The sequence below is a fragment of the Singulisphaera photorubra genome (genome assembly GCF_045290345.1).
In the GTDB taxonomy this organism is placed as follows: Bacteria; Planctomycetota; Planctomycetia; order Isosphaerales; family Isosphaeraceae; genus Singulisphaera.
Genome location: NZ_CP155447.1, coordinates 4,913,153 through 4,939,593, shown reverse-complemented (window position 1 = coordinate 4,939,593; position 26,441 = coordinate 4,913,153). Strand labels below are relative to the sequence as shown.

At 61.1% G+C, this 26,441-nt stretch carries 18 protein-coding genes; 10 read left to right on the top strand and 8 right to left on the bottom strand.

The genetic code is table 11. From position 1 onward, the window contains the following. The first annotated feature begins 369 nt into the window (after window positions 1-369). Window positions 370-1,839, top strand: coding sequence for a prenyltransferase/squalene oxidase repeat-containing protein (locus V5E97_RS18680; protein ID WP_406700791.1), 1,470 nt, complete (start codon window positions 370-372; stop codon window positions 1,837-1,839). A gap of 532 nt (window positions 1,840-2,371) precedes the next feature. On the opposite strand, the gene V5E97_RS18675 is transcribed toward V5E97_RS18680, so the two are convergent. After that, window positions 2,372-3,118, bottom strand: a complete 747-nt coding sequence (locus tag V5E97_RS18675) for a zinc ribbon domain-containing protein (RefSeq protein WP_406700790.1) — start codon at window positions 3,116-3,118, stop codon at window positions 2,372-2,374. A gap of 380 nt (window positions 3,119-3,498) precedes the next feature. On the opposite strand from V5E97_RS18675, the gene cphA reads away from it, so the two are divergent. From cphA to V5E97_RS18660, 3 genes are all read left to right on the top strand, one after another. Further along, window positions 3,499-6,096, top strand: a complete 2,598-nt coding sequence (gene cphA / locus V5E97_RS18670; RefSeq protein ID WP_406700789.1) for a cyanophycin synthetase — start codon at window positions 3,499-3,501, stop codon at window positions 6,094-6,096. A gap of 20 nt (window positions 6,097-6,116) precedes the next feature. Continuing rightward, window positions 6,117-6,959, top strand: coding sequence for an alpha/beta fold hydrolase (locus tag V5E97_RS18665; protein ID WP_406700788.1), 843 nt, complete (start codon window positions 6,117-6,119; stop codon window positions 6,957-6,959). 390 nt (window positions 6,960-7,349) lie between these two features. Beyond that, window positions 7,350-9,908, top strand: a complete 2,559-nt coding sequence (locus tag V5E97_RS18660) for a M14 family metallopeptidase (protein ID WP_406700787.1) — start codon at window positions 7,350-7,352, stop codon at window positions 9,906-9,908. 183 nt (window positions 9,909-10,091) lie between these two features. On the opposite strand, the gene V5E97_RS18655 is transcribed toward V5E97_RS18660, so the two are convergent. From V5E97_RS18655 to V5E97_RS18645, 3 genes are all read right to left on the bottom strand, one after another. Further along, window positions 10,092-12,956, bottom strand: a complete 2,865-nt coding sequence (locus V5E97_RS18655; protein WP_406700786.1) for a serine/threonine-protein kinase — start codon at window positions 12,954-12,956, stop codon at window positions 10,092-10,094. Between the two features lie 235 nt (window positions 12,957-13,191). Then, window positions 13,192-14,256 (bottom strand): site-2 protease family protein, encoded by a 1,065-nt coding sequence (locus V5E97_RS18650; RefSeq protein WP_406700785.1) that lies wholly within the window; start codon window positions 14,254-14,256, stop codon window positions 13,192-13,194. Continuing rightward, the gene (locus V5E97_RS18645) at window positions 14,249-15,094 is read right to left on the bottom strand and encodes a hypothetical protein (RefSeq protein ID WP_406700784.1); all 846 of its coding nucleotides are present in this window, start codon (window positions 15,092-15,094) and stop codon (window positions 14,249-14,251) included. The genes V5E97_RS18650 and V5E97_RS18645 overlap by 8 nt, the downstream gene beginning before the upstream one ends. A gap of 28 nt (window positions 15,095-15,122) precedes the next feature. Between V5E97_RS18645 and V5E97_RS18640 the strand changes: the two genes are divergently transcribed. The 4 genes from V5E97_RS18640 (at window position 15,123) to V5E97_RS18625 (ending at window position 20,940) form a co-directional block, all read left to right on the top strand. Next, the gene (locus V5E97_RS18640; protein WP_406700783.1) at window positions 15,123-16,841 is read left to right on the top strand and encodes a Mur ligase domain-containing protein; all 1,719 of its coding nucleotides are present in this window, start codon (window positions 15,123-15,125) and stop codon (window positions 16,839-16,841) included. Beyond that, window positions 16,798-17,679, top strand: coding sequence for a UDP-N-acetylmuramate dehydrogenase (gene murB / locus V5E97_RS18635; RefSeq protein WP_406700782.1), 882 nt, complete (start codon window positions 16,798-16,800; stop codon window positions 17,677-17,679). Before V5E97_RS18640 ends, murB begins: the two co-directional genes overlap by 44 nt. 78 nt (window positions 17,680-17,757) lie before the next feature. Next, a complete protein-coding gene (locus V5E97_RS18630; protein ID WP_406700781.1) occupies window positions 17,758-18,792 on the top strand; it encodes a cell division protein FtsQ/DivIB in 1,035 nt (344 codons plus the stop codon). A gap of 198 nt (window positions 18,793-18,990) precedes the next feature. After that, window positions 18,991-20,940, top strand: a complete 1,950-nt coding sequence (locus V5E97_RS18625) for a preprotein translocase subunit SecA (RefSeq protein WP_406700780.1) — start codon at window positions 18,991-18,993, stop codon at window positions 20,938-20,940. 37 nt (window positions 20,941-20,977) lie between these two features. Here the strand turns inward: V5E97_RS18625 and V5E97_RS18620 are convergent, their stop codons facing one another. Beyond that, a complete protein-coding gene (locus V5E97_RS18620) occupies window positions 20,978-21,967 on the bottom strand; it encodes a DUF1570 domain-containing protein (protein WP_406700779.1) in 990 nt (329 codons plus the stop codon). A gap of 280 nt (window positions 21,968-22,247) precedes the next feature. Between V5E97_RS18620 and V5E97_RS18615 the strand changes: the two genes are divergently transcribed. Next, a complete protein-coding gene (locus tag V5E97_RS18615; RefSeq protein WP_406700778.1) occupies window positions 22,248-22,541 on the top strand; it encodes an ROK family protein in 294 nt (97 codons plus the stop codon). Further along, window positions 22,471-23,238 (top strand): ROK family protein, encoded by a 768-nt coding sequence (locus V5E97_RS18610; protein ID WP_406700777.1) that lies wholly within the window; start codon window positions 22,471-22,473, stop codon window positions 23,236-23,238. Before V5E97_RS18615 ends, V5E97_RS18610 begins: the two co-directional genes overlap by 71 nt. A gap of 217 nt (window positions 23,239-23,455) precedes the next feature. On the opposite strand, the gene V5E97_RS18605 is transcribed toward V5E97_RS18610, so the two are convergent. The 3 genes from V5E97_RS18605 to V5E97_RS18595 all read right to left on the bottom strand — a co-directional run bounded on the left by V5E97_RS18605 (window position 23,456) and on the right by V5E97_RS18595 (window position 25,995). Next, a complete protein-coding gene (locus tag V5E97_RS18605; protein WP_406700776.1) occupies window positions 23,456-24,022 on the bottom strand; it encodes a hypothetical protein in 567 nt (188 codons plus the stop codon). A gap of 118 nt (window positions 24,023-24,140) precedes the next feature. Further along, a complete protein-coding gene (locus tag V5E97_RS18600) occupies window positions 24,141-25,130 on the bottom strand; it encodes a DUF1559 family PulG-like putative transporter (RefSeq protein ID WP_406700775.1) in 990 nt (329 codons plus the stop codon). Between the two features lie 238 nt (window positions 25,131-25,368). After that, window positions 25,369-25,995, bottom strand: coding sequence for a GntR family transcriptional regulator (locus V5E97_RS18595; protein WP_406700774.1), 627 nt, complete (start codon window positions 25,993-25,995; stop codon window positions 25,369-25,371). Between the last annotated feature and the right edge of the window lie 446 nt (window positions 25,996-26,441).

Genomic DNA, 26,441 nt, shown 5'->3' with positions numbered 1-26,441 from the left:
TCGATCGCGAAATGTCCCAGCCCCCCCGTTCAGTGATCGAACTCAGCGAAGCCGATGTCACCGAGTTCCACGCCTTCTCACCCAAAGGAGGCGGAAGGCGACCACGTCGTATCGTGAAGACGCTTTGATGAAACCGATCCGATCCGCCGCAAAGCCCAGAAAATCTACGGGCTTCGTTGACAGGTCGGAGGTTTTGTCAGAGCGTCTTTTCAGGGAAGCCAGGAGCCGGCGGTGGATCATCCCGTAAATCGCCAGAATCGGTTCGGCATTCACAATTATTCTTGGATGAGTAGATCATTCGGTAGAATCAAGTGTCGAGCCGTCGTCGCCCGTCGATTGCCGAGGCCTCCCACTGAAAGGAAGTCATCGATGCTCTCCCGCTTGATCACCTGCGTGGTGATGGTCACGCTCATCGTCTTGGCGATCGACGCGAGGCCAGCTCGCTGCGAGGAGCCCAAGAAAAAGGCCCAGAACGAGGGCGTTCCGACCCTGGAGCAGGCCCGAAAGGCGATCGAGCAGGGTTTGACGTTCCTTGGAAAAGATGCTGTGAAGTGGCGGCAGGAGCGCGGCTGTGCCACTTGCCATCACGGCACCATGACCGTCTGGGCCTTGAGCGAAGCGAAGCGCCAGGGCTATGAGGTCGATGCGGAAGCCCTGGCGGACACGATTCAGTGGACGAAAGATCAATTCGTGCCGCGGATCAGCAAGCCTCGGGACTTACGGGAGGGATGGAACCTCGTGTCCCAGCCGGCGATCTACTTGGGGGTGATGTCCAAGAGTTTGCCGATCCTCTCGCGCGACGAAGTAAACCAAGTCGCGTCCCATCTCGCGCGATACCAGGAGGAGGACGGGGCCTGGTTGCTTGGACGACCCGCCAACGCCTCACCACCGACCTGGGAGTCGCGCGAGACCGTGGCGCTCCTGGCCTACCTCGCCTGGGAGGCGTACGTGCCGCCCGATCCGAAGGAAGCCGCCGCGGCCCGCGTCAGCCGGGAGAAAGCAGCCGCCTGGCTCAGCCAAACCAAGCCCACGGATACCACACAAGCGGCCGCACTCCGGTTGCTCCTGGACGTCCAAACGGGCAAGTCGGCGGAGCAACTCCAGTTGGGAATCGACCGGCTCCTGCGCCGGCAGAACCAGGACGGTGGTTGGAGCCAGCTTAACGACATGCCCAGCGATGCCTACGCCACCGGGCAGACGCTTTATGCTCTCAGTTTCGCAGCGGTGGAGAACGAACGCCCGGAGATCAAGCGCGCAGTCGCGTTCCTGGTCGCGACCCAACGGGACGACGGCTCGTGGCCCATGACTTCTCGCAATCATCCCGGAATCAAGACGACCCGGAAGCCGATCAGGAACCCTGTGCCGATCACCTACTTTGGCAGCGCCTGGGCCGCTCTGGGCCTGGTGCGGTCCGTGCCGACGGCCCCGGACACGGCCTCGAGGCAACAGCGGGCCTTTGATCAGATCCAGGGTTACGGAGGAAAGTATGAACTGGACGAGAACGCTCCCGGCCGACCAGTGATGCGAGTGGATCTGCGCTCCTACGAAGTGGAGGACCAGGAAGTGGAGAACTTCACGAAAGTCCTCCGAGCCTTTCCCCGGCTCGCGACGCTCCAGTTCAAGTCCACGAAAATCACCGACGCCGGCTTAACGCACCTGAAGCGTCTGCCTCAACTCCGCAGTCTGGCGATCGAAAACGCAACGATCACCGATTCCGGACTTGCGAATCTGAAAGTCTTAACATGTCTCGAAAATTTGAACATCAAGGGCGCAAAAGTGACCGACGCGGGGATTCAGGAATTTCAGAAGGCGCTGCCCAAGGTGAAGGTGGAACGCTAACCGGCAGCGATGGACTAGAGACGGGGCCGGTCTAACAAATCGCGGTGCTCGATCGCCACGGCATCACGGCTTGCCGGGGTTCAACCTGTTAACGGTTGCCGAGGGGCGGCCTCAGCACGATCCGGGCTTTCTCGGATTGACGTGAGCGTCATTCTGCGCAGGCGACGCCCCCGACCTCACGGACGTTGGAAGCGGACTGCACCTCAGTGGCCCAGTTTGTCACGAATCGTTGCCCTACCTCTCAGACGCCGATATCGCCGCTCACTTTCATGGCTGGGCTCCGCTCGCGGTGACTACCGAAGCAGGCCCGTGACGTCGGTCGAGTTCTCGACGCCGTAGCACGGGCCGCGAGTGAGTGTTCGGTCATCGCAGGCTGGTGGGAGGGCGGAGCGACCAATATCCTGGTCGCTCGCCGATCGCCCGGAGAAGGTCTCACCCTCAGGTGCTCACGATCTGAAATCTGATAGTATGAGCCACTTTTATGTGTGTTGGGCCGCCGTCCCTGGCTGACCCATGTGCAACAAGAAAGGGTTCAGGGTGTGGAACTTAAGAGAGGGCGAGTGGCGGCCTGGAAGGTTTGGACGCCGTCGAGTTTCCAGGTTCCCTTTCGGTCGAGAACCCAATGAAGTCTCAGGTCGACTGGCTGTTGCACGGATGCCGCGGTCGTCGTCGTCGAATTCACGGCGGAGTTAATCGCCGAGACGTGCCCTGCCGGCCCCGCGGGATAGATGAACGCCTGGGCTTCCCCTTTGCCCAGCTTTGGATCTTCACCGATGACCATCACCTGGATTTTGGCCTCGCGGCCCTTCCATTGCTCCCGGTTCTTGACGAGTTGGGGGTGAACGGCGTCAAACCAGCGGACGACGTCGTCGATGGACTCGGTCGTGGCGATTTGCTTGAGATAGACCAGGTCATCGTCGGCGAACCGTTCCGCGGTACGCAGGGCGGTGTCGGCGAGACTTTGAGGTGGCTTGGTCAAGAACATGAAGAGGCCGCCGACAACGACAATGGCCGCGACGCCCAACCCGAGTGATCGGAGGGAGACTTTGGGAAGGCTTTCCGTCAATCCGTCGAGCGACTCGAAGCTGGGAAGGTGAAGTCCTTCGTGATGGTGGTGCTCGGCTTTCGGCGATTCGACGTGGGGCTCTCCGACCAGCGTTCGGCCCGTGGTATTGACGTGAAATACGCTGTGGCATTTCTTGCAAGTCAGACGCGTGTTGATTTTCTCACGCGGGATCGATCCCGCCCGTCCACAACTCGGGCAAGCCAAATCAATCATCGAAATTGCTCCCGATAAGGCTGGCGTTCGTCGTCCAGATCCGATCCCTCCGGCGGAACTCGCGAGGCTGAATGCCCAGTCTACTTCGATCAGCAGACGGATGTAAGAGAAATCACTGGAAGTTTTAGAGCTATTGACCTTAGGCATATACAGATGGAATCTGAGGCATTTCGGACCTGAGTTGGAACCCGGATGCCCTCAATTCCTCGGTGACTCCCAAGACGAGATGCGACGACATCGATCGGTGTCGCTCGTCTTGAGCATCACATCACGCAATCGTTTGGCCTGTGACGGATCCCGAATTCCCTGGCGCGGCCCCCTTCTGGTAATATCGAGGACTGGCCCGATCCTCATGCGACGTCCATTAGTAGGGAAACGGAATGATCGTTCGGAAAGTCCTGCCCTTACGCGGTCCCAATCTCTGGGCCCGTGTTCCCGTGCTCGAAGCGTGGTTGGATCTGGCGGCCCTCAAAGGCAGGCAACTGACCGAGATCCCCGGCTTCTCTGATCGTCTGGTCACGGCGCTGGCAACGGCCGGCTGGTCGAGCCAACGGGACCGCGACGAGATTTCTGCCTGGCTGAAGCAAGAGAGCAGCCCGGAGGGGGTGATCGCGTTCCTGACCTTACAGATTCAGCAACGGTCGGGTTCGGACGTGGCCTTCTTGACCTGGCGACGGGCGTCCGAGGAGGGGCTCGCCCGGCTGGCCGTGCAGTTCCAGGAAGAGGAGGTGGCCCTGGCCGCACTGAACGCGGCCCTGTCGGTGGTCGGCGGGGTGCTCGACGATCGCCCGTTTGATCTCCGATCCGAGCTTGAGCGGTTGCGTGAGCTCACGCGCCAGATTGGGATCGGCCCCAATACCGCGCCGGTCGTCGCGGCGGCGAAGGCACGAGGGATCCCCTTCCGCCGGCTCAACTCGGACAGCCTGATCCAGTTCGGCTATGGGGTCCGGCAGCGACGGTTCCAGACCGCGTTCACCGATCGGACCAGCGCGATCGCCGAGTCAATCTCCAACGACAAGGACCTCACCAAGGAGATGCTTCGGGCGGTCGGAGTACCCGTCCCCGAAGGTCGACCCGTCTCGGACGCCGACGATGCCTGGGCTGCCGCGCTTGAAGTCGGACTCCCAGTCGTTATCAAGCCATGCGATGCCGACCACGGTGACGGAATCACGCTGAACCTGCACACTCGCGAGCAGCTCACGGCGGCTTACACGGCCGCCCTCGAAGTCAGCTCGAACATCATGGTCGAGCGGTTCGCGCCTGGTGCGCACCACCGCATGCTCGTGATCGGCGGACGAGTCGTCGCGGCCGCTCGACGTGACTCGGCCCAGGTCGTCGGCGACGGAACCCACACGATTGCCGAGCTCGTCGAGGAGGTCAACCGCGACCCTCGCCGCGGGGACGACGCGTCGTCTCCCTTGAGAAAATTCCCGCTCGATCCGATCGCCCTGGGCGTGCTCGCCGACCAGGGCTTTCAGGTCGATTCGGTTCCTTCGGCTGGAGCCCGGGTCTTCATCAGGCGGAACTCGCATCTCAAGGATGGCGGGAACAACGTTGACGTGACCGATCTGGTTCACCCCGAAGTCGCTGCCCGCGTACTCGACGCGACCCGGGTCATCGGGCTCGACCTGGCGGGCCTCGACGTCGTGGCCGAGGATATTGGACGGCCGCTCGAAGAGCAGGGGGGCGTCATCCTTGAAGTCAACGCCAGCCCTTGGCTGAGACAGCATCTCAAACCCTGGCACAATCCACCGCAGCCGATCGGTGAAGCCATTTTGGCCTCCTTGTTTCCCGAGGGAGAGGACGGGCGGATCCCGCTCATCGCCGTCACCGGGACCAGCGGCAAGACGACCACGACCCGGCTCATCGCTCACCTCTTTGCCGAGTCGGGCCGGGTGGTCGGAATGAGCACGACCGACGGGATCTATATCGCCGGCCGGCGGATCGAGATCGGGGATTGTAGCGGTCCCCAGAGCGCTCGTACGGTGCTTTTGAACCCCGCCGTGGAAGTGGCTGTTCTCGAAACCGCTCAGGGGGGAATCATCCGCGAGGGGTTGGGATTCGACCGCTCCAACGTCACGGTGGTCACGAACCTGGGCGAGGGAGATCATCTCGAACTGCGCGGGATTGACACCCTGGAGGATCTGGCACGCGTCAAACGGACGGCCGTGGAAGTTGTTGCCGCCGATGGCGCGGCCGTGCTCAAGGCCGACGACCCGCTCGTTGCCGCGATGGCCGACCATTGCCCAGGGGAAGTGATCTGGTTTGCCCGCGATCCCGAACATCCGGTCATCGTCCACCACCGCAAGGCGGGAGGACGCGCGGTTTTCGTTCGCGACGGCGCCATCGTGCTCGCCCGGGGATCGGAAGAGGATCCCCTCATACTGCTGGCGAACGCGCCCATCACCCATCAGGGGCGGGTTGGATTCCAGGTCGAGAACGTGCTGGCGACCATCGGAGCCGCCTGGTCCATTGGCCTGCCTCTCGAGTCGATCCGCTCCGGCTTGGCGTCGTTTGCCGGCGATCCGATCCAGATGCCCGCGCGGTTCAATCTATTCGAGGTCAAGGGCGCGACGGTCGTGGTGGACTTTCCGCACAACGCGATGGCCCTCGAAGCGTTGATCGAGACGGCCGAGTCGTTGCCCCACACGCGCCGGGTTCTCGTGTTCGCGGGTTGCAACCGCCGCGATGCGGATGTCGTGCGCCAGGGCGAGGTCATCGGTGACGGCTTCGACCGGGTCATTCTCTACGAGGACAAGGGGAACCAGGACCGCAAAGATGGCGAGCTCAACGCCTTGCTTAAACAGGGATTGATCGGTCGTTCTCGGATCAAGGAACTGGTCGATGTGCCTGACGAGAACGCCGCCATCGAGCAAGCGCTTCGCGAGTTGGAGTCGGGCGATCTCCTGATCGTCGGTGTCGAGGCCATTGAACGCTCGCTCGAATTCGTCCAGCGATGGCTGGGATCCAACCTGTAACGGCGAAAGGCGATTGCGATATGTCGATTCTCTTGCTTGCCTGCCTGACGATCGGGCAAGGTTCGATCCCGGCTGGTTCCGCCAAACTCTCGCTGGATCTCCCCGCTGCCAAGATGGAGGTCTTTACCTACAAGCCGGCCAACTATCGGGATGGGGCAATGCTCATGGTCTTCCATGGCATGCTCCGCAACGCCGACGAGTATCGCGACCATGCCCGCGCGATGGGGGATCGGTTCGGCATGCTCGTCGTCGCCCCTCGATTCGATGCGGCCCAGTTCGGCAAAGGGAAGTATCAGCAAGGGGGCCTGTTCGAGGGAAATAAGCTCGCACCTCGGGAGAACTGGGCGTGGAATGTCGTTCCTCAGATCGCGAATCAGATTCGCGAACAAGAGAACCGGCCCGACATGCCCTACTATCTGATCGGGCACTCCGCGGGGGGACAGTTCCTCGTCCGTCTCTCCGCGTTTGTGCCCACGGAGGCCACTCGCATCGTGGCGGCCAACCCGGGCTCCGATCTCTTCCCGACGCCTGACTTACCTTATCCATACGGTTTCGGCGGCCTCCCCTCATCTCTGGTCAACGAAGAGCTGCTGCGGGACTATCTCGCTCGTCCCCTGACCCTCTACCTGGGCAGCGCGGACACGGTACGTGATGAAGACCTCGATATAAGCTCCGAGGCAGACAAGCAAGGGCAAACTCGCTACGAACGAGGCAAAAACGCCTACCGAACAGCTCAAAAACTGGCCAGGAGCAAAGGCTGGGACTTTCACTGGCGACTCGTCGAAGCGCCTGGTGTCGGCCACGACCATGAGGCGATGTTCAATGCGTCCGCCTGCCGCGACGCCCTCTTCGAATCAAACTAGCGCGAGAGTTGAGAAGGGCCAAGAGCGGATGACCCTCGGACTCTATACCGTTGGGTAGGCCGGAACAAGCTGCATCACGGCGGCACTCGATCGAAGACGGAGCCGGCACATTTGCTGGCTTCGCTCTCTACCGAAGCGAGAACGGGTAATAGGACACCTTCTGAAAGCGCCAATTCTCCTGCAGTTGATCGGCATTGCCCTCAACTAACGTGATGCCCGTCCTGGGTAAGGCCTCGATCCGGAAATCGTCTGCCTTTACCATGACGACGGTGAGACGCGATCCGGCTTCAGGGCCACGGTACCGGGTTTTCCGCCCGGCCCCGGGTGGGCCACCCGGATTCATCAACTCGGTGCCGTTGCTACAGAGTCGCTTCAGGAGTGGATTTTGCCATGCGATTTCCTCGTCAGGTCGTCCTAGTCTGGCTTCTCCTCGCTGGCTTTGTCTTACCAGGCGAGGGAGCCGAGGTACCCACCCCGGAGGCACACCTGGGCTATCGGCCGGGCGCTGACTATCATCTCGCGGCTTGGCCGTCCGTGGTCGACTACTTCCAGAAGGTGGATGAGGCGTCTGAGCGCGTGCTGGTGCGCAAGCTGGGCGAGACGACCGAGGGACGTCCCTATGTCGTCGCGGTGGTCTCATCGCCCGAAACGATTAAGGATCTTCCCAAGTACCAACAGCTCCAGCGTCAGTTGAGCCACCCCGGGCTCACGACGACGGAGACGCTTGACCCGGTAGCGGAGAGCAAGCCGGTTGTTGTGATCACTTGCTCGATCCACTCGGTCGAGACGGCGTCGACCTTGATGGCGATGGAGCTGCTTCACGAGCTCGCTTCGAAAGATGACCCCGCCACGCGTGCGATCCTCGATTCGACGATCCTCCTGCTCGTTCCCTCGGCGAACCCCGACGGAGTGGATAAGGTCGCCCACTGGTATGAGCGATCGAAGGGGCATTCGTGGGAAGGAAATGGCCTTCCGGAGCTCTATCACAAGTACGCAGGGCACGACACGAACCGTGACTGGTTCATGCTCAACCTGAAAGAGACGCAGCTGCTGACCCACCTGCTTTATAAGGAATGGTTGCCGACCATCCTCTACGACGTCCACCAGATGGGGAGCCGAGGGGCGCGGTTGTTCGTTCCCCCGTTCTTCGATCCGATCAATCCCAATCTCGACCCGCGTATACATCAGTCGATCTTTATGATCGGGGCACACATGGCGGGCGACCTCGCCGCGGCCGGCAAGCAGGGCGTGCTCACGAATGCCATGTATGACAACTGGTGGAACGGCGGGAACCGAACCACACCGCAGCGGCACAACATTGTGGCCGTGTTGACCGAGGCGGCCAGCGTCCGGATGGCCTCGCCGATCTTTCTGGAAAAGAACGAACTCACTGGCGGATCGCGAGGGTTCCGCGACCACAGTCCCACTGTAAACTTCGTTGATCCCTGGCCCGGTGGCTGGTGGCGTTTGCGGGATATCGTTGACTATGAGTTGATCTGTGCTCGGTCGATTTTGACCCTTGCCGCCAACTCTCGGCACGCGTTCCAGACCAATTTGCGCGCCATGGCGCGGGACGCGATCCGGAAAGGAGAGTCCGAGCCCCCCTTCGCCTGGATCGTTCCACGCGATCAGCGCGATCCCGGGACGGCACGCGAGCTGGTCCGGATTCTCCATGACACGGGCATTGAGGTGAGGCGGGCGACCAAGCCGTTTCAAGCCGATGGCGTCTCCTACGACGCCGGAGCCTGGATCCTGCCCGCGGGACAGCCCTATCGAAATCATCTCAAGGATATGATGGAACGGCAGGTCTACCCGTCGCGGTTCACGGCCAATGGAGTGCCCGAAACCCCCTACGATGTGGCCGGTTGGACGCTCCCCCTTCAGATGGGCGTTCAGGCCAGCGCCGTCGGGTCTCGATTCACGGCAGACTCCGAACGACTCGATCGAATCGAGCCGATCCAGGGCCAACGCTCGGGCGAAAATGCCCCCAGGTTCTTCGCTTTGGCCCACCAGTCGAACGATGACTTCATTGTGGTGAATGCGTTGCTGGACGCCGATGTCACCGTCAAGGTAAACGAGGCGAACGGCCAGCTTTCGTTTCCGGCCGATGCCAAGACCGAGGCCGTGCTCGACCGGGCCCTGCCGACGGTCTCGAGTCGTCCGGTCGGCCACGAGAATGACCCCAACCCCAAGTCTTCACACGTGCTTCGACGCGGCCGAATCGGCGTCTATCAGCCCTGGAATCCGAGTATGGATGAAGGCTGGACCCGGCTCGTGCTCGAGAAGTTCCGGATCCCCTTTGTGACGCTTCACAACGCCGAGATTCGCGCGGGGGGTCTGAAGGAGCGGATCGAGACCTTGGTCATTCCCTCAGTTGAGTCGGGGACCCTGTCGCAAGGATTCGCGGCGGGACAGACCGAGCCGAAGTATGTGGGCGGCTTGGGAGCGGAAGGAGCGGCCGCGTTGCGAGCGTTCGTTGAGGCGGGGGGGACGATCGTCTGTCTGGAGAACTCTTGCGAGTATGCGATCGCCGAACTCTCACTCCCCGTGGTGAACGTGCTGAAAGGGGTCAAGTCTTCCCGGTTCTATGCTCCAGGATCGATCGTCCGCCTTACGCGGACTGGCACTTCTTCGCTGACTCGAGGGGTTCCCTCGGAACTTTCTGCCTACTTCGACCATTCGCTCGCATTCGACGTAAGAGGGAACGTTCAGCATCCTGTGAAAGTCGGCTTACGCTACGCCGACAAGAACGTTCTGGAGAGTGGCTGGTTGCTCGGTCCCGAAGTCATCCAAGGTAAGGCCGCGCTCGTCGAGGTCAATCTCGGCGCCGGCCGAGTCGTCCTCTTCGGTTTCCCGCCCCAACATCGCGGTCAGCCTCACGGAACCTTCCGGCTCCTGTTCAATAGCTTTTACCGCGAGGAAGAGCCTGCGGACCACTCGCACGAGTAAGTTTGATGCGATCGGTCTTGGCGACATCGATAAGTCCAGTCTCGTAGGGCGGGCCCGGCCCCGCCCTACGAGAGGAATTCGATCCAGGCCGCAACTCGATCGTGAATCGTACCTGGCCGTATCGCAGGTTCGGCGATGTCATGCGTACGCGGCCACGCAACCAATCCGAAAACCGCTCCCACCTCAATAGCGGGTTCGTCCGAAGAGTGCGCCGAGTGCTCCGAGCAGAAGGCCAAGACCGGAACTGATCCCCGCGCTCATGCCTGGGAGAAATTGCGGCCCGAACAGTGCGATCGCTGCCCCTGGGATGGCGAACAGGCCGATCTTGACGCCTCGGAAGAATGAAGAGAAGAGCAGGATCAGGCCGGCCACGCCTGGGCTGAACGAGTGGAACAGGGCCGTGAACCGTTGGGGAACCATCGGCAGGCTGAGGGGGCGTGTTTTCTCAGGAACCTTGGGAAGGTCGACCTGAGCGAACGTCTTATGGGCATCCTTGAGGACGCTGACGTCGTTTGACTTCACCGCCTCGTTGGCCACGGCCTGAGCCTTTTCGCTGAGCTGCTGGGCGGTGACTTTCGCCTCCTCCAGCTTCTCCTTGGTCAGTAAGTTGTTTTGATGCATCCAGAAGAGGCAGCCCGTCAGCAACACGGCACCGGCGAGGAAACGAGGACCAGGGCCGAGGATGAGGTTGAGTGGTCCGTCGGTTCGAGGATCGATCAGACCTTGCTCACGTTCGTGGAGCACCATCTCTGGTTTTGCGGCCGCGTCTCTGAGGGCTTGACCGATTGCGATCCGTTCGCCTCGGACCGCATGCGGCAGGCGTTCCGCCTCCTTGAGTTCGGCGGCCATCATGACCATGGCCTCGGCCGCTCGTCGCGCCTGGCGCCTGGCGGTCATCAGGTTGACGCCTCGTGCTTCCAGGCCCTTTTCCTCGATCTTTTGGAGGAGTTTTCGTTCGCGAGCTTCCCGCCTTGATTGCTGCTTGGCGTCGATCCAGCGGACCAGGGGGTCACGCCAGGCGCCGAACCGCGATCGCAACCGCCCTTGCTCGGCTCGCCCCCATTGGTCGCGCGCGACCATCTTGGCCTCGTAACCGAAGAGACTCTCGTAAAACTCCTCCCAGCGCTCGCCCGAGTATTTGCAGACGAATTGGCGGAGGGCGTCTTCGTCAAGGCCGTGCAGGCGCATGCTCTTGAGCATGTCCTCAGTCCTTTCGATCGGCTCTCGGCGTTCCGCCTCGACCTTCTTGTCGAACGCGATGTGAAAGCCAATCGCGATCATCGCCGCGACGACTCCGAAGGCGATCCAGGCAAACACGAGGTGGAAAACGACCAGGACTGTCGCGAACAGAACGAGACCGGCCAGGACCATCAGCCACTCGAACAGGCCGCTCCCCAGAAGGAGCTGTTGGGTCTTGAGAAAGAGCGTCTTCTTTTGGATCACGCCCGAGACGATGAAGTAGGCGAGGGCGGTCATCAGGCCGAGCCCGAGGAAGCCGGTGGCAAGGAAGGGTTGGCGGGCTAGTGTCGCCGCGATCACCACGAGGAGGCAGGCGGCGAACCCGCCGAGAATCAGTTTGGGCCGGAGTCGGGCGGAGGGCGCTTTGTTGAAGGCCTCCACGCTTTCGGCGAGCAGATTCGCATGCTCCTCACGCGGCGAGAAGACCCCGGTGGTCGGTAGGCCGAGATAGCCTTCGAGTACCTTGATGACGTCGCCGAGGTAGGAATAGCGATCTTCTGGCTTCTTGGCCACCATCTTGAGGATGATATCGGAGAGGGCCTTGGGGACCCGTTTGACGATCGCTTCTGGAGGAATGATCGTCTCGGTCTGATGTTTCGTGATCAGTTCAATCGCCGTTTTCCCCTCGAACGGGGGACGACCCGTGACCAGGTCGTAGAGGGTGCAACCGAGCGAATAGATATCGGCCCGCAAGTCGACGGACGCCGCGTCTTTGGCCTGCTCGGGCGCCATGAACGCCGGAGTGCCCATCGCCGAGTTGACCAGGGTGATCTGGCCGCTGCTCGAGGCCAGGGAGATCGCGCCCCTGGGGGCCGCGACGACGGCCGTGTTGGCCTCGCGGGCTTCCTCCGCCTCGGCCAGGGCGGGCGTTTTCACCAAGCCGAGATCCGCAACCTTGACGACCCCTTGGTCGTTGAGCAAAAGGTTGTCGGGCTTGATGTCACGATGGATCATGCCTTGGTCGTGAGCATATTTCAGGCCTCGGGCGGCCTGCAAAATAAATCCGACGGCCGCCTCGGGGTCGAGTTTCTTCTGGGTCTTGACCAGTTGGGAAAGCGTCTGGCCCTGCACGAACTCCATGCTGAAAAAGTTGGTCCCTCGGTCCTGGCCGAAGTCATAAATTTGCACGACGTTGTGGTGCACGAGCTGGGCCGCGGCGTAGGCTTCACGGGTGAACCTGGAGACAAACGTGGGGTTGTCCGCCCACTCAGGCTTCATCACCTTCAGGGCGACATTGCGGTTCAACGAAATCTGTTTCGCCAGGTAGACCGCGCCCATTCCGCCTCGGCCGAGTTCCCTGATGACCTGATAACCGCCCAGAACGCTGGGAATTCCACCCGGCTTCGCGGCGGCCGAGAGGCCCGGAGACGCAGGATCGGCCGCGGTGCCAAGGACGAATCCGAGCTCTTCGCTGTTCTTGGCTGCGTTCGGGTTCGGCGGCGCGGTCGGTACGTCCGTCGCCCAGAAACCGTTCGGTCGCGTTTCGCCTCCGGCATCGTCCGCCGCGGTGGCCATCTCCGTCGCTTGAGGAGGCGACCAAGCGCCAGTTGCGGCGGACGTTGCGTCCGGCGAAGTCGCCTGGATTCCGGCGGCGGGAGGGAGTGTCGGCGCGACCGCGGGGACTGGATCTGCGCTGGCTTTGGTCGCTGGATCGGTTCGAACCGCGGAGACCGTGGGGGACGCATCGGGGTCGGCGGGTATGAGGAGTAATAGCTTCTGGGCGCACTTGGGACACTTGGTCGTGTAGCGTCCCGGCTTCGCCGCTTTCAGTCCGAGGGCGTGATCGCAGGAGGGGCATTGGATCGCCACGATGAAGGATCTCCGCGGATAACCGAGAGGATGGTATGAGGGCGGACGGAGTTCACGAAGCAGTGTGAGCGGCCGTTTGGCATCATAATCCAAGCACCACGCGATTCCCATGACAACTGACGAGGACAAGGAGGAGGTCTTCGCCGCGTTGCAATGGACGACTGAGAGGCAATTCTCGGTGCGCATCGCCAGGCCAAGCCAAGGCGGGGACCGAGCCCCGCACATTGCGCGGGCCTCAGATGTTCACGGGAATCATCGTGAGAAAGGAGAAGGCAACCACCAGAAGGACGTATTCGAACGTGGCGCGTCGATCGGCCTCGATCGAGGAGGGGTGAGTCAGCGCATTGAAGGTGGCCCCGATCAGGAGGAGAAAGAGGAGCGACTCCTGGGTCACTGACCACATGACTGCGATCGCCAGTGCCGAGAACCAGCGTTCGGAGCGGGACATCGATCGAAAACCACGGCCGCCATCGAGTTGCCAGATCGGAATCAGATTGAACAAATTGATCCAGGCCGCCAGTTTGGCGATGGCCGCCAGCATCAGTGAGCCGGTCGCTAGCGCCGCGGCGAAGGTCGCGAGTGCGCCGACCAGCCCCCAGATCGGGCCGGCCAGCCCCACTCGGGCGTCGGCCCTGGCGTCGGGCAACGTTTGCTGGAGGCGGACATAGGCCCCGAGGCCGGGAATAAACATCGGCGCTCCAGCGCGAATGCCAAAACGCCGGAGCGCCGCGACGTGGCCCATCTCGTGAACGTAGATCGAGAGCACCAGGCCAAGGGCGAATTTCCAGCCGAAGGCGGTCCAATACACCCCCAGCGACAGGAGCATCGAGAAGAGAGTGCTCGCCTTGGTCAGGCCCAAGAAAAGGAGCTTCCCCTTGGTCAGGAGCATGATCAGCACGAACTTGAACTTCAAGGCCAGGAGTGCCAGTGTCCCCAGACCTGCGATTCCGGCTTTGCCCGACCAGTCGGTTGACGGAACTTCGGCCGGTTGACCTGAAGGGGAACCGGGATTGTTTCCATGCCCCTCGTCGATCTGTCGGGAGAGCGTTTCGATCCGGGCCTTGATCGTGTCGTACTGCCGCGACGCCGGAGGTAGCAACATGAGCGCGTCCCGCCATGCAGCAAGGGCCGTTGTCAGGTCACCCGACCGACTCGCTCCATCGGCAACTTCGGCAAGCTGCTTCAACTCGTCGGCGTGGACGAGCCGGTGGCATTGGGGACAGGCGAGAAGTCGCGTCGCGTATTCGGTTCCACAGGAGCCGCACCAGGTGGACTGGGAGGCAGGGCTTGCGTCAGGCATGACTCGGTGCTTCCGACGGCGGTGGGGCACTCTCTCCACCGAAGGAGAAGGGACCGTTAAAAACCAAGGACACGGGGCGGTTCAACTTCCAGGCCTCCCAGAGGGCGAATCCAACGATCAACAGGCCGATCGGCGAAGAGAGATTGGCGAGAATGGGGAGTTTAAGAGACTCGATGAGCAACGAAACGAGGAGAATTGCCGGCATCAATGTTTGGGGGTTGTCCTGAGCGATTCGCTTCTCGCCGGCCTGAGGTTCGAGCCGATCGTTTCCCACGCGATCCGTCGGTGGCTCTTGAGGCCCCTCCACTTCTTTTTCTTTGCCTTCAAGGGCTGTCGGTTCCATCGGCTTCCCTGGATTTGCTTCCGCCTCTGCCGCTTGGATGTGATCAGCGATGGCGGTCGCCAGGTAACTCGCGGAGATGGCCGCGTAGGTGAGGGAGACGGCCAAGACCTGATAGGCCCAGCCGCCACGGTGCCTCGACCCCGACCGAACCGCGGTGCCCACCATGAATCCGACAAGAATCGCGATCAGGCCGATTTCGATATTGAGGAGTTCCATGACTCCGAAGTAGATCATGAACCCGAGGAAGGCTGCGAGCGAACCGAACAGAGTTGCTTTCGCAAACCGGAGAAGGCTCGAGCCTCCGACCCGTTGCGTTTCGATCTGGGTTCGGCACGCATCGCAGACGGTCACCCCATTGATTTCATAGTAAGTATTCTCTACCTCGTTCTGGCAGGCCGTACAGGTCAACCGACCCGGCACTCTCGTTGCATATTCAGCATTATCAAACTGAAGTGGTTCATCGGAATTCGCTTCAGGAGGCGCAAGATCGCTCATCGTTTTCGCTGTTTCTCGAAGTGTGGTCATGGAGCCGTCGGACAGGGATCCATGGCCAACGGCCCGTGGGTATCTAGACGAAAGAGCAGTGTTCGTGTGCCGACCAGGCGAGGAACGCTCTCAATCTAACGAAGGCAGGTTCGGAAAGGATAGATGGGAGGGACGCGGGGGGCTGTTCGTTTCCTTGACGCCCCCTGGAGCGACGGCTAACATGATTCCGGTGAGCGGGTGGTTCCGGTCCTCGGGAAAGATTGTGAGCGTTCTGCCTGTCGAACCGATAGTAGGGTTTGAGGGGCGGAAGAGTGTCGGCCCGTGTTGGCCGTCACCTTGCTCGTCGACTACAGGATTGACCGGGGGCGCTCGCCGATGGATCGGTTGCGACGGGGGGAAACCCGCGGAGAAGTCGCGCCTGCGCATGCATCTGGTAGGGATCGCAGGTCGGGGCATGTCAGGCCTGGCCCAAATGCTCGTGCAACGAGGCATGCGGGTGACTGGGTCTGAGCAGTCGAGCCGTCCAGCCGTTGAAAGGCTCAGGCGACTCGGTGCCCGGATCCATGCTGGCCACTCTCCGCAGGGGGCTCAGTTCCTCGTCTATCACCCGGAGGTTGAGCGCGATCATCCGTCGCGGCTCGCTGCCACCCGGCGCGGCATCGATCAGGCGTCTGTTGGCCAGTGGCTTGGCCTCATGATGCGCCAATCGATCAGCCTGGCAGTGGTCGGCCGTCGGACGGCTTCGATCGCTTCAGCAATGATCGGTTGGACACTGACTCAGGCCGGGCTCGACCCCACGGTCGTGCTGGGAGCCGAGGTGCCGCAACTTGGAGGTTGGGGCCGGATGGGCTCGGGACCGCATTTTGTGGCCGAAGGGATCGAAGGACCGGGGGAGATCGGTCCCGCCTCGCCTCGACTGGCCCTGCTTCTGGATGTATTGGAAGGGGGGCCTGGGCCGCGGGACGAGCGCAGGGCGGCGATTCGTCAGTTCGCTCGGTCGGTTCCGTCCGATGGCTATGTCCTCGCCCTTCAGGACAATGAGATCGTTGCGGAAGCGGTGAGCGACCTCGCGCCGGTGGTCGAACGGATTTCGATCGATCGGCCGAGTGACTGGTGGGGGGCCGACCTGCGTGAGGATCGGGGTCGCTATCGTTTCCGGGCGTTTCACAAGGGTCGATTCGCGGTTGAGGTTCAATTGCGAGTCCCTGGTCGTCGAAACGTGTTGGGGGCCTTGGCGGCGGTGGCGGCCTGCGACCGACTTTCGGTGCCGATCCAGGAGATTAAACAAGGGCTCGAAGAGTTCACGGGGCTTTCTCGTGATTTCGAGTCACGGGGAAGCTATCGAGGTGTTACGCTGGTAGATGACGCGGGCTGTGACCCCGTGTCGGTTTCTGAGACGCTGACGATCGCTCGCCAGGTCTTCGGAGCTCGTCCGATCTGGGCAGTGATCTGTACGGACGAGGAGACGAGGTCCGTCGAGGCGGAGGCCGGATATCTTACCGCGCTCGCCATGGCGGACCATGTTTTGGTCACTGAGGGAAGTCAGGTTGGGGGGCGCGGGGCGAATACGCTCGTGGAGGCCCTGATCGCGTCCGGAGTGAACGCTTGTGAGGCGGCCGGGCTCGACGATGTGATCCGTGAGCTGGATAGGAATCTGGAACCCGGTGACGTGCTGGTGACGCTCGGGGCTGGCGATGTGGGAACGATAGCCGATGCATTCATTCGACGACTTTCGCGCGATCATCAAGGCCGATGAGCCGCTGGCTCCCCATATCTGGTTTCGCTTGGGCGGTCCGGCGGCGTTTCTGGCTCGGCCCAGGACGCTCGACCAGCTGGTCGGCCTGCTGCGCCGCTGCCACCAGGAACAGGTCCCGGTCAAGATCCTGAGTGGCGGCTCGAACGTCCTGGTCCGCGACGAGGGGGTGCAGGCCATGGTGATCCACCTGGAGAGCCCGGCCTTCTCCGACGTGACCGTCCGCGACAACATCGTCGAGGCGGGAGCCGCGGTCCCGCTGACGGCCTTGATCTCGCAGACCGCGCGGGCGGGCTTGGCAGGTTTGGAGTTCCTTACAGGCATCCCCGGCACCGTCGGTGGTGCGCTCCGGGGGAACGCCGGCGATCGTCAGGTTGCGATCGGCCAGCTCGTTCGCAAGGCCACGGTGATCGACGCCTCCGACGAGATTCAGGTCCGCGACCGTGACGACCTGAGCTTCGCCGATCGGGCATCGAACCTTGATGAGCCCGTGATCCTTTCGGCCGAATTCGAGCTCGAAGGTTCCGACCCCGAGGCGGTCGTGCGACGAATGCGGCGGATCTGGATCGTCAAGAAGGAGAACCAGCCGTACGGCCATCAGTCGTCGGGCTGCATGTTCAAGAACCCGACGCCGGATCTTCCGGCCGGGACTCTGATCGAGCAGGCCGGCTTGAAGGGCACGCGCGTGGGAGGCGCAGAGGTTTCGGACCGGCATGCGAATTTCATCGTGGCACAGCCGGGGGCAAAAGCGGACGACGTGCTTCACTTGACCGACCAGATCCGACAACGGGTCTGGCAGCAGTTTGGCTACGAGCTCGAGCTTCAACTTCAAGTCTGGTAAACGGTTCGGGGAATGCCTCGTGTCTTGTTTCCGGACGTTGCCACAGTTCTGGACGAGCGAGTCTGAGGAGGCCAGGTGATGGAACACCGCGAACCTCCTCGGATCGCGACGGCCGACGAACCGTCTCATGAGGCGGAAAGCGATCCGGTCCGGAGCCGTCGCTTCGCGCGCTTTGTCACGCCTCCGAGCGTGCGCCGACTCTCGCGTCCGCGGATAGTACTGGCGATCCTCGCATGCTTGGGCTTGTTGTACGTCCTCTCCCTGGCCGGGATCCACGGGCTTCGGTCACTTCGGACATTCGTACACAAGCAGGATGAGTATCAACTCTCGTTCAGCGAGGTCGTGCTCGATCCCCCTCCCCCCGACTGGTACAAAGGGGGATCCAAACATTTCTTGGAGCGAGTCCGCAAGGAGAGCGGGGAGCCCGATCGCTTCTCACTGCTCGATCTTGATACGGAAAAGCTCAGACTCGCCTTCCGACGCGATGGTTGGGTACGCAAGGCAGTCGTTACGCGCCACAACCCCAACCGGGTGGTCGTGCATCTGGTCTATCGCGAGCCCGTGGCGTTGGTGGAAGTGGATCATTCCAAGAACGAACTGATCGACCAGGATGCCGTGATCCTGAATCAGGATGATGTGAATTTGAACGCCGCACCTACTGTGCAACTCGCCAGAAATAAACCTCGATTGCCCCCGTTTGATCGGCAAGTGGGTGAAGCTTGGAAGAGGGCGAGCGGAACGAACAAATTGCCGGCGGTTGACGAATCCGTGCAGGCGGGGGCCAAGCTCGCCAGCTTTCTGAGTTCGATGCAGCGCGACGAACTCCTTAAGCGAAGCCCGAACCTGTTCAACGCGGTCGTCGTCGAGTCGGCGACGAAACTCTGGGTGCAATCGGGGGTCAATCTGCTGGTCTTCTGGGGAATGCCCCCAAACGAAGAGCTCCCCGGGGAACTCCCCGCCGCCGAGAAGTGGAGGGTGCTCAGTCGCTGGATCAAGCAAGATGATCGAACAAAATACGACCCTGAGTTCATTTACGGCTTCAAGATCAACGGGTCACAAGTCGAACTGACAAACCAGGACCCTCGCAAATCAACGGGTCACAAGTCGAACTGAAAAAGCAGGTCCCTCGCAAAAAATGAGCGATCGGTGGGTTCGCCTCAGGAGAATCTTGCGGGTCGCTGTCCCGTTGACTTGGAAGCTTGCGCGCGGCGAGGCAAGCCCTCGAACCAGATGATGAGAGCCGGGCAGCACTGGCCCGATCGTCGGGACGAACATCTTGAATTGAAGGTCAACCGAGGAGGAGCACGGGTCATGGCGAGTCGACTGGGCCCGAAGTGGTTGAACCAAATACGGACGATCGCGGGACCGACCCATCAGGGGCGGCTCAGTCGTTACGCTGTCTACGCGGCGCAGATCAACGCAATGGAGCCGATGCTCGAAAAAGAGAGCGATGCCCAGATTGCCGAGCGGAGCCGGCAGCTCAAGCTCAAGGCGCGTCAGGGCGATTCGCTCAACGGCCTGCTCGTCGAAGCCTTTGCCTTGGTTCGCGAGGCGGCCAAGCGGACGGTCAAACAGCGGCACTATGACGTGCAGATGGTCGGCGGCGCGGCGATTCATAACCGCTGTATCGCCGAAATGGAGACCGGAGAGGGCAAAACCCTCGTCGCCACCCTCCCAACCTACCTGAATGCATTGCAGGGCAAGGGCGTCCACGTCATCACGGTGAACGACTACCTCGCCTCCCGCGACGCTGAGTGGATGACGCCAATCTACAATCTGCTCGGAATGTCCGTCGGCTGTATCCAGACCGGACAGCCCGATGGTGTCCGCCGCGCGGCCTACGCCTCCGACATCACCTACGGCACCAGCAAAGAGTTCGGCTTCGACTTCCTCCGCGATGAACTCAAGCGGCTTCAACTCGGCGACACCCATCGCAAGTCGTTCGAGCAAGCGTTTCTGGGTACGGGCACTCACGCCGAATCCGAGACCCCCGTTCAGCGCACCCACCACTTCGCGGTCGTGGACGAAGCCGATAGTATCTTGATCGACGAAGCCCGAACTCCGTTGATCATCGGCGCGAATAACCAGCCGACCCAAGAGGAAGCCGCCGCCTACTTCGGGGCCGATGAACTCGCCGCGACTCTGATTCGCACCAAGGACTTCAAGTACGATCCGGCCGAGCGCAAGGCCGAGCTCAACGCGGCGGGGCGCCGTAAGGTGCAGGCCGTCGCCGGCCACTCGTCGTTCGTCACCCTCACGGTGGATGGCCTCTACGAGTACGTCGAGCGTGCCCTCCGCGCCCAGATCGCCTACCTGAGGGACCGCGATTACGTGGTCTCCGGTGACGAGATCGTCATCGTCGACGAGTTCACCGGTCGTATGATGCCCGGCCGACAATGGCAGGATGGGCTCCACCAGGCGATTCAGGCCAAAGAAAAACTCGAGGTGACCCTCGAGACGATCACCGCCGCGCGGGTGACCGTGCAAGACTTCTTCTTGAAGTACAAGAAGCTCGCCGGGATGACCGGGACGGCGGCAAGCGATGCGGCGGAGCTGAGCCGGATCTACAAGGTCAAGGTGTTCAAGGTCCCCACCAACCGCCGTTGCAGCCGGGTCTGGATCGAAGACCGAGTCTTCTCCAACGAGTCGGAAAAATTCCAGGCGGTGGCCGACCAGATCGTTGCCTGGCACAAGCTCCAAGTGCCCGTGCTGATCGGTACACGCTCGATCGAGAAGTCGGAGAAACTCAGTGCGCTCTTGAATGCCGCCAAGATCGAGCATCAGATCTTGAACGCCAAGAACCACGAGATCGAAGCCCAGATCGTGTCGCAGGCCGGGCAGCCGGGGCGGGTGACGGTGGCCACCAACATGGCCGGTCGTGGAACCGACATCAAGCTGACTGAAGAAGTGTCCAAGAGTGGCGGGCTTCACGTCATTGGCACCGAGCGGCACGAGTCGCGGCGGATCGATCGCCAGCTTGCCGGTCGTTGCGCGCGGCAGGGAGATCCAGGGCACTGCCAGTTCTTCGTATCCCTTGAAGACGAAATTATCGACGCCTACGGCGAAAAGCCCGCTGCCCGAATTCGCCGCCGCTACAAGGATCGGGGCGAGCTGACCAGCGGGTCGATGCGTCGGCTTGTCCTCAGCGCCCAGGCTCGGAAAGAGCGGCAGCACTTCCGGGACCGCAAGATGCTGATGAACTACGAAAAACAGCGAGCCGAGATGCGGAAGAACATGGGCCTCAATCCGGTTCTCGGCTGACGCCGGCCTTCTTCACCGTTGGCTTCGGGCAGAGGGCTCAGCGGCGGACCTGCTTGTTCCTGTACTGCCTCAGCTCTTTGTCCAGGCGAGTGAGATCACCTAGATGGGTTCGGGCATCTTCAAGGCGGTGCGAGGGATCGCGCCGCTGGCGGATGGCGTCGAGATAAGCACGAAACTTCGGGAGCTTTGACGGCGTTCTCATGAAGTAGTGCACGAGGACCCAGCTCTCCGCATAGGCGACCTGGGCGGTATCTGGGGCCGAAAAGAGGTCGTCGTTGGTGAGGATCTCCTCCACCGGGATCCAGGCGGCCTGACCGTCAGGCTGCGAGAAGACGGCCAGCCTTGCGGAGTTGGTCACCCCGAGCGTCGAGCGCCGATTGGAATGCTGCCAGAGTTCGCCGAACGTCGCGAAGCCCTCGCTGACGGCGACCGGGACGTCGGCTTGGCGTTCGAGCAAGCCCGTATTATAAGTCAATTGATGGATCGCTTCGTGCACGAGGGTGAAGGTGTTCACTCGCGCGGACGCGGCGAGCCCGTCGTCATTGTGGAGGGAATCAAAGACGACGAGTTGGTTCGACTCGACGTCGTAGTGTCCCCCGACCTCGGCTCCCACGTCGGCCCCTTCCTCATCACCCACGAAGGCTTTGTACGACTTCTTATTCTTCAGAATGATCACGATGAGGCGAGATTCGGGGGAACTCACCTCGAAGCCCTTCGTTTCGAAATAGTTGCGATAGACCTTGGCGAGCGACTCGCAGATCGAAAGCGCCTCGGTTCGGAACTCGGCGGGGGCGTCTCCAATCCCCACGTACTGATTCCCACTCGACTCGCTTCGCTCGAAACCACCCAGCTTGGCCTTCTTGGCCCTCGCGAAGATTGGCGCGAGCTCGGCCGCCGTTGGCTCGGTTGGGGACGAGCACCAACCTGCCTTGGCCAGCCCGATCGTGCCGAAGAGCGCGCCGAGCATCCACTTTCGCCTTGGAATTCCCTGCTCCCAACGACCTTCTGTATTCGGCGACTTCGGCATGATCGTCCTCTTTCGCTGGAATCCGGCCGGGTCGAGCTTCGCACCGTTCGTTCATGACCTGATGAAGTTGGGACGAATTCGTCGTGGTTCCTATTCATTATAACGCGACGGTACAACGGGGGTTTCCCCTGGGAATGCGGTAGAACCGGCGTTCGCGAACTTGATTTAAGCGGTCTGGCCGGGCGACCCTGTCGACCGCCAACCGCCTTTCCTGATAAACTGAGACAGGAGTGGAAGATAGGTTTCCCCTCGACTCGAATCGGATTCACTGAGACTTCTCATGAGCGCCGCCCGCCGCCCTCCGTACTATCTCGGAATCGATCTTGGGGGCACGAATATCAAGAGCGGTGTTGTCGATGACGCCGGCCAGTCCTGCTCCTCGGTCAGTATGAAGACTCAAGCGAAGCTGGGCCCCGACGTGGGCCTAGAGACGCTGGCCGAGGCGGCACGTCGGGCCGTCAAAGCCTCTGGTCTCGACTGGAAGGAGATCGAGGCGGTCGGACTTGGCTCACCCGGCACCATGGACATCGAGGGGGGATATCTTCGATCCTCCCAACCTGCCGGGTTGGGATAACCTGCCGATCCGCCAACGACTGTCCGACCTACTCGGCAAGCCGACTGTTCTTCAGAACGATGCCAACGCCGCGGCCTACGGCGAATATTGGGCCGGCGCCGGACGCGATGCCAAAAGCCTTGGGCTGTTTACGCTGGGCACCGGGATTGGCTGCGGGATCATCGATCATGGGCGGATCATCGTCGGTCGTCATAGCAACGGGGCGGAGTGTGGACATCTGATCATTCAGATGGAAAACGCCCGCCAGTGTTCCTGCGGCGCGTACGGTCACCTCGAGGCCTACGCCTCGGCCACGGCTCTCGTCAAGCGTGCCGCCGAGGCCCTGGATGAAGGGATCTCGTCACGATTGCACGAGGCACGGGCCAAGGGCATGCTGACGAGTCGGGCGATCGCCGAGGCGGCCGAGGCCGGAGACTCGCTTGCCCGTCGCCTGATGCGCGAGACGGCCCGGTATCTCGCCGTCGGCGCCGTGAACCTGATGAATACGATCGACCCCGACATGATTCTTTTCGGTGGGGGAATGATCGCCGCGGGGACGACCCTCTTGAATGATATCCGCGGTGATATCCAATCGCTCGCATTTCCGATTCCGGCCGCCTCGATCGTGATCGAGTACGCCGCCCTGGGCGGTGACGCCGGCTACATCGGCGCGGCAGGATGCGCACGGCTCATGCACCAAGGGGTGTCTGCCCTTTGAGTGAAGGGGGGACAAGTCATCCTGTACCTCCCTTTGTTCTCGCGGAATGGAAGCGGATGGGCCGTGCCCAGCCTACAAATCAGGACGGATGAATCCGCTCTTGTTTTGTAGGCTGGGCACGGCCCATTGTGAAATTCCGTGCTGGCGAGAGGGGCGGGAACCGGCTGCGATCCGCTCGCCGACTTCCCATCCCGCACCCGACCGCGTGGGCTCAGTGTTAGTGAGAGATCTCCGCCGTCCCATCTTCATTGATGGCGATGTTCACCGTGTTCGAGCCGCGGGCCACGCTTGCTTTGATGTTCGATGTATTGGGATTGCCGAGGTTGGCCGGGACGATGATCCGAAAGACCTTGCCGCTCTTGTCGGTAAAAGTCGGGACATCATTTTTCTTCGGGGTCAACAGGCGGGTATCAGCCTGGGATTTGGCCATCATATATTCCCGAGGGGCTGACACCGGATCAGGCATCGCCTTCTGCTGAGCCTCTGGAATCGGATCAAGGCCAACCACCGCGACTCGATGCAGACCGACGATGGCTCCGTCCCCCGATTCTTCGGTCGACATGACGAATGAGCCATCTTTTGTAATCGGGCCGACGGCCGATGGTCCGTTCGTGCCACGCGAGTTGTCGGGCTCGAACATGATCGTGCCATACTGGAGTGGTTCGCCCTTGAACGTGATTTTACCGCGGACCTTGGCGAGATGAAGTCCATTGCTCGAGCCGCAGCCGGCGATGGCCGTGAGGATCGCGATGCAAATGCATGCTGTAAATTTTTGAGCGAACATGAAATCTCCCGTCGATGAATCTTGGATAGGGAGTGCCGCCATGTCGGCTCTTCGGGCTCGACATGGCGGATCCTGGGGAGGGAGGGCCTTGGTCTAACAGATCAGGGCGTCGATACGATCAGTAGGAGTCGGACGAGATCACCTCGGATTTGGCCCGCGTGCTGAGCGCAGTGTAGGTTCTGGGATTGATGGTTTGCTTGATAAATCGAATGGAACCATCGGCGAAGCAGAAGTTGGCGCCCCCCGGATGCTTGCTCTTGAAGGCGAAATTGTAGATCTGATTGCGGTAGCAGTGCGTTGCCTCAATGGCACCGATATAGGCCGTGCTGCAGACCGTGCCGTCGGTCGGGTCCGTTTCGCCATCCTTGAGGTTGGTCTTCCAGTTCAGCGGAATGATCGTTCCGCCGTAGGCTCCGTGGCCGTTGACCCAGAGAAGTTGCCCGTTATAGTGCGGCGAATTCTCCCCCGCCAAGAAGGTGTTGCTGGTCCCGTCGGAACAACTTGCGATCGTCGTCACCGCGCCCGAGCTGCAATCGCCGAACATCCCGGTAAATTTGTTGTTGCAGCCCCAGCTCCGGCCTGCCCCTTCGGTGGAGTAGATGTCGAAAATGGGGTTCCCGGTCTTCTGATCGCCCCAACTCACAATATAATTCAGAGGGGCGGCCGTATATGCGGTCCCCAGATCATTGATATTAGTCCATTTGCGATCATCAAACAGTCGGTTCGAGTCGTCTGACGGGCAGAGGTAGGTCGAGATGAGGGCCCTGTAGACGGTTCTGTGCTGGACGCTCATGTTCCCGCCATCGCCCAGCGAGAAATTGATCGCGTTGTAGAGGTTGGTCTGCTCCATTTGGGGGAGGATGAACACCGACCATGCCCACCAAGGTCCGGTCCAGCCCGTGTTGACCATCGACCCCGAAGGGAAACTACCGAGCGTGTCATGGTAGTTATGCATGGCCAGGCCGATTTGCTTCAGATTGTTGACGCATTGAGACCGCCGGGCTGCCTCACGGGCCGCCTGAACGGCGGGGAGGAGCAATGCGATCAAGACGGCGATGATGGCGATGACGACCAGCAATTCGATCAGGGTAAAACCGCGACGGCGCATGAGCGAACTCTCCTTCATAAGGGATGAAGATTGACGCAAGCCGGAGGTCAAACGGCCAGACCTCTCTGCTCCGGAGAGGTGGACGCGGACGAATTAGCCTTCTTCAACTGCCGTTTCGAGCAACTTGACCAACGAATAAACCTGCAATGAAATAAGGATCAAGCTATGTTGTCGATCAGGAAATACGCTGGCCAGCCAGGTTGGGTCCAGGTGACAATGGCCTTTTGCCGATCGCAAGTTAGGCGATTTTTTCCTTGAGCAATCGCGTCGCACTGATCAGATCTCGGCCGCGGAACGATTCCAGGATGGCGCGGTGCTCCTCGTAGATCTCCATGGCATTCTCGTAACGCCGCTGAGTACGACGGAAATGGAAGCGGATGCGGCCAACCAAGGTCTCCCAGATGAGGATGAGGTCGGGCTGTCCGGCCCGCTTGACTAACACCCGGTGGAAGGCGATGTCAGCCTCGGCGATCGCGTGGAAATCACGGCGTTCGCAGGCTTCCTGCATGCGTTGGAGGATTTCTTCCCAGAGAGCGAAATCTTCCTCGTGCAATTCGTCGAAGGTCAGTTGTAATGCGTAGACTTCGAGGGTGCGCCGGATCGGGACAATGAGACTCCGAATCTCGCGAGGGGCTTCTGGCGCCACGATCGCGCCTCGATTGGGTCGACTTACCAGGAGGCCTTGCAGAGAGAGCGTCTGAACGGCCTCGCGAACCAGGCCCCGTCCGACGCCAAACCGCTTCGAGAGCTCGGCCTCGGTCAGCCTCGAGCCAACTTCAAGCCGACCCGAGAGAATCTCTTCACGCAATTGATTGGCAATTCGGCTTGATCCAGAAGAATCGGCTGCTTCTTCAGTCGCTGCCATGGACGTTGGATCTCAAAGGGCCAAAATCATTGCCATGGCGCCACACGCCGAAAACGCCGAGGCGAATCCGTGAAGACATCAATGGGAAGCCGTATCAATTCGTCGAACAGATCAGAAAATGGAGTATACGCACATCGCGGGTCGTGCCGGCTGATTGTCACCAACCGCAACCTGATTGTCTACAATCTTTCTGAAAAAAATTCCTTATTCGCGGATTATTTTTGGGGGCGGTTGAGGAATGATGCGTAGAGATTATTGTCGTCAATCAAATGCTGATTGTCTACAATCTTTTGCGAGACGGCTTTTTCAGCTCAAAAGGCGTGATGAATCGCGAATCTTTTGGAAAGTGGCGGATTGATTGTCGACAATCTTGTTTGGGTTGTCTACAGTCTTCCCGACGACAGCCTCGACTTGCCTCGACGCTCTTCTCGAAAAAAAGATGCGAT